The 13,974-nt window shown below is 70.2% G+C and carries 14 protein-coding genes; 9 read left to right on the plus strand and 5 right to left on the minus strand.

Features of this window, described 5'->3' with window-relative positions:
* Positions 1–13 precede the first annotated feature (13 nt).
* The 5 genes from OC372_RS12665 to OC372_RS12685 all read right to left on the minus strand — a co-directional run bounded on the left by OC372_RS12665 (position 14) and on the right by OC372_RS12685 (position 3,543).
* Positions 14–919 (minus strand): arginase family protein, encoded by a 906-nt coding sequence (locus OC372_RS12665; RefSeq protein ID WP_262002277.1) that lies wholly within the window; start codon positions 917–919, stop codon positions 14–16.
* Positions 920–959: 40 nt separating this feature from the next.
* On the minus strand, positions 960–1,865 hold the full coding sequence (locus tag OC372_RS12670) for an SDR family NAD(P)-dependent oxidoreductase (RefSeq protein WP_262002278.1): 906 nt from the start codon (positions 1,863–1,865) through the stop codon (positions 960–962).
* A 34-nt stretch (positions 1,866–1,899) separates the two neighbouring features.
* On the minus strand, positions 1,900–2,568 hold the full coding sequence (locus tag OC372_RS12675; protein WP_262002279.1) for a cation transporter: 669 nt from the start codon (positions 2,566–2,568) through the stop codon (positions 1,900–1,902).
* Positions 2,568–2,906 carry an ArsR/SmtB family transcription factor gene (locus tag OC372_RS12680; RefSeq protein WP_262002280.1) on the minus strand — a complete coding sequence of 113 codons (339 nt, stop codon included), beginning with the start codon at positions 2,904–2,906 and terminating at the stop codon, positions 2,568–2,570. Before OC372_RS12680 ends, OC372_RS12675 begins: the two co-directional genes overlap by 1 nt.
* A gap of 94 nt (positions 2,907–3,000) precedes the next feature.
* Entirely contained in the window at positions 3,001–3,543 is a 543-nt protein-coding gene (locus tag OC372_RS12685; protein ID WP_029263804.1) for a hypothetical protein, read from the minus strand.
* A gap of 156 nt (positions 3,544–3,699) precedes the next feature.
* On the opposite strand from OC372_RS12685, the gene OC372_RS12690 reads away from it, so the two are divergent.
* The 9 genes from OC372_RS12690 (at position 3,700) to OC372_RS12730 (ending at position 13,965) form a co-directional block, all read left to right on the plus strand.
* Complete coding sequence (locus OC372_RS12690; protein WP_262002281.1) at positions 3,700–4,899, plus strand: sensor histidine kinase; 1,200 nt, start codon at positions 3,700–3,702, stop codon at positions 4,897–4,899.
* Positions 4,896–5,498: a response regulator transcription factor gene (locus tag OC372_RS12695; RefSeq protein WP_105711110.1), complete on the plus strand. Its 603-nt coding sequence runs from the start codon at positions 4,896–4,898 to the stop codon at positions 5,496–5,498. The genes OC372_RS12690 and OC372_RS12695 overlap by 4 nt, the downstream gene beginning before the upstream one ends.
* A gap of 225 nt (positions 5,499–5,723) precedes the next feature.
* Positions 5,724–6,488: a 23S ribosomal RNA methyltransferase Erm gene (erm, locus tag OC372_RS12700; protein WP_262002282.1), complete on the plus strand. Its 765-nt coding sequence runs from the start codon at positions 5,724–5,726 to the stop codon at positions 6,486–6,488.
* Positions 6,489–6,579: 91 nt separating this feature from the next.
* Positions 6,580–7,086, plus strand: coding sequence for a methylated-DNA--[protein]-cysteine S-methyltransferase (locus OC372_RS12705; RefSeq protein WP_262002283.1), 507 nt, complete (start codon positions 6,580–6,582; stop codon positions 7,084–7,086).
* A gap of 89 nt (positions 7,087–7,175) precedes the next feature.
* Positions 7,176–8,579 (plus strand): threonine synthase, encoded by a 1,404-nt coding sequence (gene thrC / locus OC372_RS12710; protein ID WP_262002284.1) that lies wholly within the window; start codon positions 7,176–7,178, stop codon positions 8,577–8,579.
* 243 nt (positions 8,580–8,822) lie between these two features.
* A complete protein-coding gene (locus OC372_RS12715; protein WP_262002285.1) occupies positions 8,823–10,160 on the plus strand; it encodes a purine-cytosine permease family protein in 1,338 nt (445 codons plus the stop codon).
* Between the two features lie 40 nt (positions 10,161–10,200).
* Positions 10,201–11,748, plus strand: coding sequence for a hydantoinase/oxoprolinase family protein (locus tag OC372_RS12720; protein ID WP_262002286.1), 1,548 nt, complete (start codon positions 10,201–10,203; stop codon positions 11,746–11,748).
* A 1-nt stretch (position 11,749) separates the two neighbouring features.
* Positions 11,750–12,850 (plus strand): DUF917 domain-containing protein, encoded by a 1,101-nt coding sequence (locus tag OC372_RS12725; RefSeq protein WP_262002287.1) that lies wholly within the window; start codon positions 11,750–11,752, stop codon positions 12,848–12,850.
* Positions 12,847–13,965, plus strand: a complete 1,119-nt coding sequence (locus tag OC372_RS12730) for a DUF917 domain-containing protein (RefSeq protein ID WP_029263813.1) — start codon at positions 12,847–12,849, stop codon at positions 13,963–13,965. Before OC372_RS12725 ends, OC372_RS12730 begins: the two co-directional genes overlap by 4 nt.
* Positions 13,966–13,974: the final 9 nt, after the last annotated feature.

Here is a 13,974-nt window from a genome sequence, read left to right on the forward strand (position 1 = left end):
CGATCGTCCGGGCTCAGGGCTGCTGCACGCGGCTGCCGAGCTCGCTGAGGCCTTCGGTGAGGATCTCGACCAGCAGGCGGGCATAGCGTCCGTCGGGATCGAGGTCGGGGTCGAACACCGTGATCGACGCGCCGACCGCGCCCGGTGCGAGTTCGCGCAACAGAGTCGTGAGTTCTGCCGCCCCGATCCCCCCGGGGTCGGGGCTGTCGACGGCGGGCATGATCGCGGCATCGAGCACGTCGACGTCGACCTGGAGCCAGTATGCGGAACCCGCGACGGCGGCGGCCTCCGCGCCGACGTGAGCGGCGCCGAGGGAGAGGATGTCGGCGGAAGAGAAGACACCGCCCAGGATGCCGCGAACCTCCGGCAGATCTTCGTCATCGTCGCGGTGGCCGATGTGCGCGGTGTGCTCGGCCGCGAAGGAAGGGCCGAGCCCGTCGATGTCGGCGACGGCCGGCCAGTGCCTGCCGATCGCCGCGGCGAGAGCCTCTCCGGCCACGCTCGCGCACTCGTCGCTGTTGCCCGGATGCCGGAAGTCGGTGTGACCGTCGACATGCACCAGTCCGATGCCGCCACGGCGCACGGTCGCGAGACCTGCGCCGAGCAGGATCGCGCAGTCGCCGCCGATCACGAGCGGAGCCTCGCCCCTGTCGAGCGCTGCGCCGATGCGTGCCGCCAGACGCCGCGAATGGTCGATCGTGGCACCCTCGTTGCGCACGTGTCCGGGCGGTCTCATGGCATCGTCGTCGACGTAGCGGCCGGCCAGGACGACGCCGGAGTCGGTCGCCCCGAGCTCGGCGAACCGGGCGAACAGGCCGGCCTCGCGCAGAGCCTCCGGTGCCTTCGCTGCGCCGGGGACGCTGCCCGGCTCGGGCGGACGCAGGCCGAGATCGGACGGAGCCGACAGCATCGTGATCATGCCTGCATCCTGAACCGGGGGTCGGACATTCGCGCGGGGATCAGGCAGGGAAGCGCACCCCGGTGATGCGCTCCGCAGCCGCCCACACTGCGGACCCGATCGCCGCGGAGCGCACCTCGTCCGATGCGGCAACCCGCGCCGGCGCCCCACGGAACTCGAGCAGACCGCCGGGGCCCCAGTAGTCGCCGTTCCTCACGTCTGCGGCCGTGGCCGCGTGGACGACGGGCAGCGCGCCGCCGTCCTTGCCCTGCACGAGCAGGCGGGTCGGCGCGGACAGGGCGCGGACGACGCCGGACACCTCGGCGAGACCGGGACGCGCAGGCGTGAGCGGGTCGACCGCATAGCCCGGGTGTGCACAGACAGCCGAGCGGGAGGAGTCCGACCACCGTCGGGACAGTTCGAACGCGAAGGCCATCAGCGCCGCCTTCGACCGCCCGTATTGCCGGAGCGAAGCGCCGGTCCACGGGGCGTCGAGGGTCGCCGCGTCGAGGGTCGCGAAGCGGTGGGCGATCGAGCCCACCGCGACGACACGGGCGTCCGGCCCGAGGCTCGACTCGAGCTGCGCCACGAGGGCGAAGTGACCGAGGAAGTTGGTGCCGACCATGAGGTCGAAACCGTCGCTCGTGCGGGCCGAGCGGTCGGCCGCCTTGACCCCGGCATTGCAGATGACCGCGTCGAGCCGTTCGCCGATGTCGGCTGCCGCTTCGGTCACGCTGTCGAGGGAGCCGAGGTCGAGTGGCAGCACGCGCAGGTCGGCGTCGGGCACCTGGGCGCGGATCGCCGTGACCGCTGTCGCCGCGCGTTCGGCGGAGCGGCATCCGAGCAGAACCCGCGCACCCCTCGCGGCGAGCTGCTCTGCGCACCAGTACCCGATTCCCGCGTTCGCGCCGGTGACGAGCATGGTGCGCCCGAAGAGATCGCGGGGGAGAGGAGGGGCGGCATCCATTCCCCCAACCTAGGCCGCGCGGATGTCTCCTGCCTCAGTGATCGTGGTCGTGGTGCTCGTCGTCTTCGTCTTCGAGAAGCATGCCGACCGACGTCGCGCAGGCGTCGCCCTTCCACGCCTCGATGCCCTCGCGCACGGCGAAGGCCGCGATGACCAGTCCGGCGACGGCATCCGCCCACCACCACCCGAGCAGGGAGTTCGCGACCAGCCCGATCAGCACCGCGGCCGAGAGGTACGTGCAGATGAGCGTCTGCTTCGAGTCCGCGACGGCGGTGGCGGAGCCGAGCTCGCGACCCGCACGGCGCTCCGCGAACGACAGGAAGGGCATGACCGCGACGCTGACGGCGGTCAGGACGATGCCGACGGTGCTGTGCTCCGGACGTTCGACCATGACCAGCGCTGCCACCGAGGTCGCGGTGACGTAGGCCGCGAGGGCGAAGAAGGCGACCGCGATGACGCGCAGGGTCGGCTTCTCCCAGCGCTCCGGATCACGGCGGGTGAACTGCCAGGCGACCGCGCCCGCAGACAGGACCTCGATCGTGGAGTCCAGGCCGAACCCGATGAGCGCGGCCGAGGAGGCGACGGATCCGGCGGCGATCGCGACGACCGCCTCGATCAGGTTGTAGGCGATCGTGATGCCGACGATGAGGCGGATGCGGCGATGCAGGGTCTGGCGACGGGGAAGGGTGAGCGTCGCGGTCATCAGCAGGTGCAGCCTTCACCGGAGCAGCAGTCCGGCTCCACGATGAGCGTCACCCGCATGAGCATGTCGAGCGCGGGTGCGAGGTGCCGGTCTGCCAGGCGATAGCTGCTACGGCGGCCGTCCGGCACGCTCTCGACGAGGCCGCATCCACGGAGGCACGCGAGATGGTTCGACATGGCCTGGCGCGAGACGCCGAGCGCTTCGGCGAGGTCGGCGGGATAGGCGGCGCCCTCCCGCAGGGCGAGCAGGACACCGGCGCGTGTGGGGTCGGAGAGCGCGTGCCCGAGGCGAGCGACGGCGGCCGTGTGCGTGGGGGAAGAGGCGAGGGCGGTGGTCACGTGACCACTGTACAGAAGACAATGAATTCAGAACAGGCTGAACTCAAAGATGTGGGGACGCGACGAGATGTCACGCCCCCGCACCCTGACCTGCTCAGCGGATCGCGTACACCGCGCTGCCGACGATGACGGCGACGATGGTCGTCCAACCGATGATCGCGAGCGCCTGCCAGAAGAGGATGCGGGCCTTGCCGACGCCGGAGGCGGCGAGCATCGTCGCCGTGAACTGCGTCGGCAGCAGGAGGGGGCCGAGCAGGCTGACTCCCGGGACGCCGTAGCGCTCGAACGCGCGCTGGAACTTCTCGCGACGCGGGGTGCTGTGCACGGTGTCCGCGGTGCCCACCGCACCCTCTTCCGTCGTGCCGCCGCCGGCGAGGGCGACCGCCTTGGCTCGCGAGCGGTTCACGACGGCCTGCCGGGCCCCCGAACTCACCAGCACCACCACCAGGACGCACAGGAAGTTGCCCACGATCGCGGCGATCGCGGCGACCACGGGTGGGATGCCGCCGATGATGCCGATGCTCACCGCCCCCTCGCCCTCGATGAAGGGGATCGCGCCGGCGAGGGCGACGATGAGGGGCTGCACGAGCTCGGGAACCTGGGCGACCAGGTCCTGGAAGGTCTCGATGAGGTTCATGGGGGTGCTCCCTGATGTCGGTGCGAACGGTCTCTCCGCTGCGATGACCCCAGTCCACTCGACGCGAGGGCGTGGCGGCAGTGTCGGGCCGTCACCGATTCCCGGGTGGATCGCACGCGGCATCCGTGACAACTGTCACGGCCCTATCGTGGGAGCGTGAGCAGCCGCGCCGAGCCCCTCGCCCCCGTCGAGCCGAGTCCGGGGGCGCGACAGCTGTCCCGCGGCGTCACGGCCACGTGGTGGTACACCGTGACCGCCGTGATCGCGTTCGAGCTCGCGCTGATCGTTTCGTGGACGCTCACGTCCCTCGCGGACGACCTCGCGGGTTTCGTCGGCCTCGTGGTCGGCGTCGGCGGCATCCTCTGGTGCGCGTCCACGATCCCGTTGCTGCTCGACTACCGGCACCGACTGGACGCCGAACCGGGCGTGCGCTGGATGCGTCTGCTGCTGCCGTTGCTCGTCGCCCTGATCTACGGAGTCGTCGCTGGCGTCGTGGTCGGCAGTTGGCAGCTCGCAGTGATGCCCCTCGTGCTGACGCTCGTCCTGCTGAACTGGCCGCGCGGGGTGCGGTACAAGGTGGTGATCACGGCGACGATCGCCCTCATCCTCCTCGGCATCGCGGATTCCGCTCTCGACGTCGCCGACGACAACCCGTTCCTGATCCCCGCCGTGTACACCGTCTTCTTCCCGGTGATGCTGGTCAGCTCGCTGTGGTGGTGGGACGTGCTGATCACGCTCGACCGCGCCCGCGCATCCGAGGCGAGGCTCGCCGCCACGCAGGAGCGGCTGCGGGTCGCCACGGATGTGCACGATCTGCAGGGGCACCACCTGCAGGTCATCGCGCTGCAGCTGGAACTCGCGGAGCGTCTGCTGCCGACCGACCCGGACGCGGGGATGGAGCAGCTCCGTGCCGCCCGGGTGAGCGTCGACGAGGCGCGCCAGGGGACCAGGGACCTCGCGACCCGCTTCCGTTCGGTGCCGTTGGGGGATGAGCTGGCCAACGCCCGCGACCTTCTCACCGCGGCCGGGCTCGAGGTGGAGTCCGCCATCGACGCGGATGCCGATTCCGCTCCGGCATCCGCGCTGGGCCCCGTGATAAGGGAGACGACGACGAACGTGCTGCGGCACGGCGGGGGAGCGCGGGCGCGGCTGGCGCTCCGCAGGACCGCGGATGCGTGGCGGTACGAGATCGCGAACGATGTGGTCCCCGGCGTCGACGTCGAGCACGACGGCTCCGGGCTGGAAGGTGTGCGCCGCAGGATCGAGGAGGCGCACGGCTCCCTCGAGGTGCGACGCGACGCCGACGAGTTCGTGGTGGTCGTGACGGTGCCGACGCAGGGTGAGGGCGCTCGATGATCCGCGTGCTGCTCGCCGATGACGAGGCGATGATCCGCTCCGCTCTCGCAGCGCTGCTGCGCCTGGAACCCGACATCGAGGTGGTCGCCGAGTGCGCCGACGGCGAGCAGGCCGTCGCCGAAGCCCTGCGCCTGCAGCCGGACGTGTGCCTGCTCGACCTCGAGATGCCGGGACTCGACGGGGTGCAGGTCGCCGAGAAGCTGCACAGGGCGATCGCGACGCGCTGCGTGGTCGTCACCCGTCATGCGCGACCCGGTGTGCTCCGTCGCGCGCTCGCCTCCGGCGTCTCGGGTTTCCTGCCGAAGTCCCGCGGTGCCGACGAGGTCGCCGCCGTCATCCGCCGGGTCGCCGCGGGCGCTCGCTACGTGGATCCCGAGATCGCCGCCGACGCCTTGAGCGACGAGCGCTCGCCGCTCACCGACCGGGAACTCGACGTGCTGCGCGCCGGACGCCGGGGCGAGACGACCGGTCAGATCGCGCGGGCACTCGCGCTCGCGCCGGGCACCGTGCGCAACCACATCTCGGTCATCCTCGGAAAGCTCTCCGTCGGCACCCGCCAGCAGGCCGTGCTCATCGCCGAGGAGCGCGGATGGATCTGACGGCCGATATGCTGTCAGGCATGGGAACAATATGCGCTGCGCCCATGATGGGGCGCATCTACGCGATCCGCGACCGCCGCGCCTGACGGCGCGCTCGCTCTCCGCACGCATCTGCGCGCCGTCCACCGAGATGTCATCGCACCTCGGGACGGGCAGTCCTCTCTGACGCCTCTTCGCGTCCTCCCCTCCTTCGAGGTGCTCCGATTCTTCTTCTGGAGCGCACTCATGCCTCGTTCAATCCATGGCGGCCGACACGAACTCGGCCAGAACTTCCTCACCCATCGTCCGACCCTCGCCCGCATCACCGACCTCGTCGGGCGCACCTCGGGCTCGATCCTCGAGCTCGGGTGCGGTGACGGCGCACTCACCCGCTCGCTCGCAAGGTTGGAGCGACCCCTCGCGGCGATCGACGTCGATGAGCATCGGGTGCATCGTCTGCGAAAGGCGCTGCCCGGCGTGCGCATCGAGGTCGCGGATGCGACTCGCCATCCGCTCGACGCCGAGGTGGTCGTCGGCAACATCCCGTTCCATGTGACGACACCGATCCTCCGGCGACTGCTGTCCAGCGGCCGGTGGAGTCAGGCGGTGCTGCTGACGCAGTGGGAGGTGGCCCGCAAGCGGGCAGGTGTCGGCGGCGGCACCATGATGACCGCCCAGTCCGCGCCGTGGTTCGAGTTCTCTCTGGAAGGGCGCGTTCCGGCCTGGGGCTTCTCGCCGCAGCCGAGCGTCGACGGCGGGGTGCTGGCCATCACCCGTCGCGGCTCACCGCTCGTCCCGGCATCCGACCGCCGGGAGTACGAGGCGTTCGTGCGGGCGATGTTCACGGGACGGGGATCGAACCTCGCTGCGGTGGTGGCGACGGCGGCGCGAGTGCCCGTGTCCCGTGCGCGTCGATCCGTCGCGGCGGCCGGCGCCGACGACCGGCGTCTTCCCCGTGACCTCCGTCCGGAGCACTGGGCCGCGCTCTGGCGGCACCTCTCCCACGGCTGACACGGCCGGGCCGTCTCGCAGACTCCTCTGCGCGACGGCCCGGTCTCGTCGTCGTGAGTCCGATGTCGGAGCATCCGGGTAGCCTCGACGCATGTCCGCCTTCGCCACGCTCGCGACCCCGGTCGGGATGATCGGGGTGGTCAGCGACAGTGTGGCGATCACCCGCGTCACGTGGCGGTCCACTCCGCCTGAGGGCAGCGCACTCCCGGCCAGCCCGACTGCTGATCCGCTGCTCGCCGAGGCACTCGCGCAGCTGGCCGCCTACTTCGCGGGCACGCTGCGCCGCTTCGACGTTCCGGTTGATCTCGGCGTGCAGACCGTGGCGACGCGAGCCGTCCTCACGGCCCTCCACGAGACGGTCGGGCACGGAGAGACGATCACGTACGGCGGCCTCGCCGCGCGCAGCGGCACCGACGTCCCCGCCCGGGGGATCGGTTCGATCATGGGTGCGAACCCCGTCCCCCTGATCGTGCCCTGTCATCGGGTGGTGGCCGGCGACGGCCTCGGCGGATACTCCGGCGGCGATGCGGGCCAGGGCCTCGAGACCAAGCGCTGGCTGTTGGAGCATGAGGGAGCTCTGCCGACCTCGCTGTTCTGAGCCGGCGCGGCGGCATCCGTCATCCCGTCATCTCACCGACGAACACCCTGCGAGAATGGACGTGCCGAGTCCCGAGCCGAGGAGCCAACGTGCAGTTCATCTCCACCCGCGGCGGCATGCAGCCGCAGTCGTTCAGCGAGACGCTGTTGGAGGGCCTCGCGCCCGACGGCGGACTGGCGGTGCCCGAGGTCATGCCGACCGTCGACGGCGAAACGCTCGAGCGCTGGCGTGCGCTGACGTACCCGCAGCTGGCGACCGAGGTGCTCGGGCTGTTCGCGACCGACATCCCGCGCGCGGATCTCGCGCGGATGACCGATGCGGCATACGCCGGCTTCCCCGACGGCGTCGTGCCGCTGCGGGCCATCGATGACGAGCTGACGCTCGTCGGACTCTCCGAGGGGCCGACGCTCGCGTTCAAGGACATGGCGATGCAGTTCCTCGGACAGGTGCTCGAGTACACGCTGGAGCGCAACGACGCCGTGCTCAACATCCTCGGCGCGACCTCGGGCGACACCGGTTCTGCGGCCGAGCACGCCCTCCGCGGCAAGGAGCGCGTCGCGGTGTTCATGCTGTCGCCGCAGGGCCGCATGAGCGCATTCCAGCGGGCGCAGATGTTCTCGCTCGACGACGCGAACGTGCACAACATCGCGGTCGAGGGCGTCTTCGACGACTGCCAGAACCTCGTGAAGAAGCTCGCCGGCGATCTCGACTTCAAGCGCGCGCAGCACCTGGGCGCGGTGAACTCGATCAACCTGGCGCGCATCACGGCGCAGACCGTCTACTACTTCTGGGCGTGGTTGCGGGCGACGGATGCCGGCGGTTGGACCGAGCTGTCCTTCACGGTGCCCTCCGGAAACTTCGGCAACATCCTCTCCGGCTTCTTCGCCAAGCAGATGGGTCTCCCGATCCGTCGCCTCGTGCTCGCCGCGAACGAGAACAACGTCCTCGACGAGTTCTTCCGCTCCGGCGTCTACCGCCCGCGCAGCGCCGCTCAGACGCTCGCGACCTCGAGCCCCTCGATGGACATCTCCAAGGCGTCGAACCTCGAGCGGTTCATCTTCGAACTCGTCGGCCGTGACCCCGCCCGCGTCGTGGGGGCCTGGGACGACCTCGAGGCCCAGGGGTACTTCGACTTCTCGGCCGATCAGGAGCGCTTCCTCGAGGAGTTCGGCATCGTCAGCGGCACCTCGACGCACGCTGACCGGCTGGCGACGATCCGCTCGGTGTACGAGACGACGGGTGAGGTCATCGACCCGCACACGGCCGACGGCGTAAAGGTCGCGCGCGAGTTCGTCGAGCCGGGTGTCCCGATGCTCGTGCTCGAGACGGCCAAGCCCGAGAAGTTCGCCGAGACGATCCATGAGGCCATCGGTGTCGAGCTCGGCTACGCGCCCGAGCTCCAGGAGATGCTCGACGCTCCCCAGCACGTGACCGAGATGGGTGACGACGAGCACGCGCTCCGCGCCTTCATCGAGACGAACGCGCTGCACTGACCTTCGCGGCGGTCGTCGAGACCCCCACTTCACGTCGAGACCCCCTCGTGCCGCTGTCGGCAGGAGGGGGTCTCGGTGTTTCTCGGGGTCGCTACGCGAGCTGTCGCGGGCGTGACGCCGAGCCGGCACGTGCGATGCGCACATCCGGGTTCGATTCTCGTGCGATATGCACATGTCGTGCGGTGTGCGAGCGTGGCTACTGTGGCGCACAACCCGTTCCCCTCCTCCTCCCGAAGGATCCTCATGGCACGCACGGCGCACGCAGACGACTTCGCGCTCTCCCGGGTGACTCCCGAGGCCCGCAAACCCTGGTTCGGCATCGCCGTGCAGCGATTCGGACAGGTCTCGGCCCTCTCGCAGTTCCTCCTCGGAGCGACCCTCGGCTACAGCATGACTTTCGGCGAGGCTGTCCTCGCCTTCCTCTTCGGCTCGCTCATCCTCGAGGTGATCATGTGCGTGGTCGGCTTCATCGGCCAGCGCGAGGGCCTCAACACCGCCCTCCTCGCACGCTGGACCGGCTTCGGCGAGATCGGCGCCTCCCTCGTCGGGCTCGCGATCGGCATCAGCCTGATCGGCTGGTTCGGCATCCAGTCCGCCATCTCGGCGCAGTCGCTCGATGCCCTCATGCCCGGCGCTCTGCCGGTCTGGGCCTGGAGCCTCATCTTCGGCCTCGCGGTCACCGCGATCGTGGCCTTCGGCTTCGTCGGGATGCAGTGGCTCGCGAACATCACCGTGCCGCTGTTCCTCATCCTCGTCGGCTGGTCGGTCATCTCCGAGCTGAGCCGTCACGACATCGGCGAACTGCTCACGGGCCCCGCGCCCGGACCCACGATGAGCGTGTGGGCCGGAACCGGCATCGTCGCGGGTGGCCTCATCGTCGGCGCGATCATCACGGGCGACATGACCCGCTTCAACCGCTCGCGCGCCGACGTCATCAAGCAGACCGTGGTCGGCGTCTCCCTCGGCGAGTTCGTGATCGGCCTCGCCGGCGTGCTGCTGGCGCACGCCGCGGCCACGGGGGACATCGTCGCGATCGTGACCTCCTCGGTCGGGTTCATCGGCCTGTTCATCGTGCTCACCGGCACCCTGAAGATCAACGACTGGAACCTGTACTCCTCCACACTGGGCCTGGTGAACTTCATCTCGACCGCGTTCGGGAAGAACCTGCACCGCGTCACCACGACCATCGTGCTGGGCGTCGTCGGATCCGTGCTCGCCGCGGTCGGCATCCTCGGACAGTTCACCGAGTTCCTGATCGTGCTGAGCGTCGCGTTCCCCCCGATCGCCGGCATCATGGTCGCCGAGTACTACATCGTGCGTCGCTGGCGTCCCGACCTCGACGCGACGCGCGACGAAGGCACCCTCCCGGCGACCGCCCCGCGCATCGTCCCCGCGACGATCGTCGTCTGGCTGGTCTCCGCGCTGGTCGGCTACTTCGTGACGTGGGGCATCCCGTCGCTTCTCAGCCTTTTCCTCTCGATGGCCCTCTACATCGTCGCGGGCAAGCTCGGCTGGGTGCGCGGCGTCGGCGTGGCCACCACACGGCAGGCCGCACCGGTCGAACAGACAGCAGCGGCCTGAGCCGCCACAGACAGACACCCCTCACAGGAAAGCGAGCATCATGCACATCGGCATCGACGTCGGCGGCACCAACACCGACGCAGTCCTCATGGACGGCACCCGCACCCTGGCGGGGGTGAAGCACTCGACCACCCCCGACGTCACCAGCGGCATCATCCAGGCGATCGAGGACCTGCGGGCCGGACACTCGTTCGAGGGCGCCGACATCGATGCCGTCATGATCGGCACGACGCACTTCATCAACGCGCTCGTGCAGGCGAGCCGTCTCGCCCCGGTCGCGGCCCTCCGGCTCGGGCTGCCCGCCACCCGTGCGCTGCCGCCCCTGATCGATTGGCCCGAGGTGCTGGTCGAAGCGACCCAGGCCCGCAGCTACCTCGCGCACGGCGGCTACGAGTTCGACGGCCGACCGATCTCACCGCTCGACCCCGACGAGATCCGGGCGCACGCCGAGGACATGAAGGCGCACGGCATCCGCTCGGTCGCCATCTCCTCGGTGTTCAGCCCCGTGAACCACGACCTCGAGGTGCGGGCGGCCGAGATCGTCGCGGAGGTGCTGGGGGCGGATGCCGCCATCTCGCTGTCGCACGAGATCGGACGCATCGGGCTCCTGGAGCGCGAGAACGCGACGATCATCAACGCCGCGCTGCGCGAACTCGCCTCCGAGATCGTCGACGGGCTCACCTCGGCCGTTCGCGCCCAGGGCATCGAGGCGCCGATCTTCCTCAGCCAGAACGACGGCACGCTGATGGACGAGGAGTACGTGCGCCGCTACCCGGTCGCGACCTTCGCGTCCGGCCCGACCAACTCGATGCGCGGGGCAGCGGCCACCAGCGGCCTCGACGACTGCGCCGTGATCGACGTGGGCGGCACCACCGCCGACATCGGGTTGCTGATCAACGGCTTCCCACGCGAGACGGCGAACGAGGTCAAGGTCGCCGGCATCCGCACCAACTTCCGGATGCCCGATGTGCTCTCGCTCGGCATCGGCGGCGGCAGCATCGTCGACGAGGAGACGGCCGAGGTCGGCCCGGCTTCCGTCGGCTACAAGCTGACCACGGAGGCACTGGTCTTCGGCGGATCGACTCTGACCGCCACCGACATCGCCGTCGCGGCCGGTCGCGCGCAGGTCGGGGATGCGAGCAAGGTCGCGCACCTCGACCCGGCGTTCGTCGAGCGGGTGCTCGCGCGCATCGCCGAGCGCGTGTCCGAGGCCGTCGACCGCATGCGCACCTCGCCCGAGCCCATCGCGGTGGTCGCGGTCGGCGGCGGATCCATCCTGCTCCCCGACGAGCTTCCGCTGTTCGGCACGGTGCACCGGCCGGAGAACTACGCGGTCGCGAACGCCATCGGCGCCTCGATCGCACAGGTCGGCGGCGAGATCGACAAGGTCTACGCGATCGAACCCGGTCGCCGCGAGGAGACGCTCGCCGAGGTGCGGGCCGAGGCCGTCGACAAGGCCATCGCCGCCGGCGCCAAACCCTCGACCGTGTCGCTCATCGACTTCGACGAGGTGCCCATCCCGTACCTCCCCGGCAACGCGACGCGCATCCGCGTGAAAGCCGTCGGCGACCTCGACATGGGGGCGTGACATGAGCTGGACCATCACTCCCGCACACATCGACGGACTCGCCCGCGGCGCCGCCGTTCTCGGCACCGGTGGGGGAGGAGACCCCTACATCGGCGCGCTCCTCGCCCGTCAGGCGCTGACTTCCGGCGACGTCACCGTCGTCGGTCTCGACGAGGTGCCCGACGACGCGCTGGTGCTGTTCGTCGCGATGATGGGCGCGCCGACCGTCATGGTCGAGAAGCTCCCGAGCCTGGCCGAGGTCGTGGAGCCCGTCAAGGCGCTCGCCATCCACCTCGGTCGTCCCGTCACGCACATCGCGTGCGCGGAGGTCGGCGGTGTCAACTCGACCATCCCGATCGCCGCGGCCGCCGCGCTCGGGCTGCCGCTGGTCGACGCCGACGGCATGGGGCGCGCTTTCCCCGAGCTGCAGATGGTGCTCCCGACCCTGTACGGCGTCACGGCATCGCCCCTCGCGTTCAGCGACGAGAAGGGCAACACCGGCGTGCTGCAGACGGCGGACAACTCCTGGACCGAGCGCATCGCCCGCGTGGCCTGCGTCGAGATGGGCTGCTCGGTCATGATCTCCGGGTTCTCCATGTCCGGCACGGCCGCGCGGGAGTCGCTCGTCTCCGGTTCACTGTCGCGCTGCATCGAGATCGGGCAGCGCATCGCCACGGCCCGCGACGAGAAGACCGACCCGGTCGACGCGGTCGTCGATCTCCTGAGCGGCCGAGAGCTGTTCGACGGCAAGGTCGTCGACGTGCACCGGGCCACCACGACCGGCTTCGCACGCGGGCGCGCACGCATCGACGGTGACGCCGGTGCGACGCTGACTCTCCAGTTCCAGAACGAGAACCTCGTGGCCGAGGCCGACGGGGCGGTTCTCGCGACTACTCCCGACCTGATCATGGTGCTCGACGGTGAGTCCGGCGAGCCGATCACGACCGAGGGCCTGCGCTACGGGCAGCGGGTGCGGGTGATCGCGGCTCCGGCGGATGAGCGCTGGCATTCGGAGGCCGCCCTCGCGATGGTGGGCCCCGGCTACTTCGGCTATGACATGCCGGCGCACCGTTTCGACGGCAGCATCTCCACCGGATCGGCGTCGGCGGGAGCCGCGGCATGAGCTGGCAGCTCACGGCTGCCGACCTCCCCGATCTCGCCCGCGGCGCGACGCTCCTCGGCACGGGCGGAGGCGGCGACCCCTACATCGGCAAGATGCTGGTCGAGCGGGTGCTGGGGAAGGGGAGCATCACGATCCTCGACCCGGACGAGCTCGCCGACGACCTGTTCGTGATCCCGACGGCGCAGATGGGCGCCCCGACCGTGATGATCGAGAAGATCCCGGCCGGGACGGAGCCCACGCTCGCCCTGCGCACGCTCGAGGAGCACCTCGGACGGACCGCGGACGCGACCATGCCGATCGAGTGCGGCGGCATCAACTCGATGATCCCGCTCATCGTCGCGGCCGAGACCGGGCTCCCGGTGGTGGACGCCGACGGCATGGGCCGCGCGTTCCCCGAGCTGTCCATGGAGACCTTCGCCGTGTACGGCGTGCACGGGTCGCCGCTCGCGCTCGCCGGGGAACGCGGCGAGAAGGTCGTGATCGACACCGGCGACGACGACCGGCAGATGGAGTGGCTCGCCCGCGGCATCACCATCCGCCTCGGTGGCGTCGGTCACATCGCGGAGTACGCGATGACCGGAGCCGACGTCCGGCGAACGGCCGTGCCCCGCACGATCTCGATGGCACTCGCGCTCGGCCGCGCCATCCGGGTCGCCCGAGAGGAGCACCGTTCGCCGTTCGAGGCGATCGCCGACACCCTCTCGACGACTCTCTACCCGCACCTGCGTGAGCTCTGCGTCGGCAAGGTCATCGACGTGGAACGCCGCACGACAGAGGGCTTCGCCAAGGGGCGGGCGGTCATCGCACCGCTCGGGGCGGAGGAGGGCGACACGTTCGAGATCTCCTTCCAGAATGAGAACCTCATCGCCCACCGTGGAGAGACGCTCGTGGCGATCGTGCCCGACCTCATCTGCGTCGTCGACCACGAGACCGCCGAGCCGATCACGACCGAGGGGCTCCGGTACGGACAGCGCGTGCGGGTGCTGGGCATCTCCACTCCCGAGATGATGCGCACTCCCGATGCGCTCGCCGCGTTCGGCCCGTCCGCATTCGGGCTCTCGGCGGAGTTCGTCCCGGTGGAGACGCTGTCCGCAGGCGAGGGCGTTTCTCCCTAGGCTGGAGCG

The organism is Microbacterium sp. Mcb102, assembly GCF_024519805.1.
Lineage (GTDB): Bacteria > Actinomycetota > Actinomycetes > Actinomycetales > Microbacteriaceae > Microbacterium.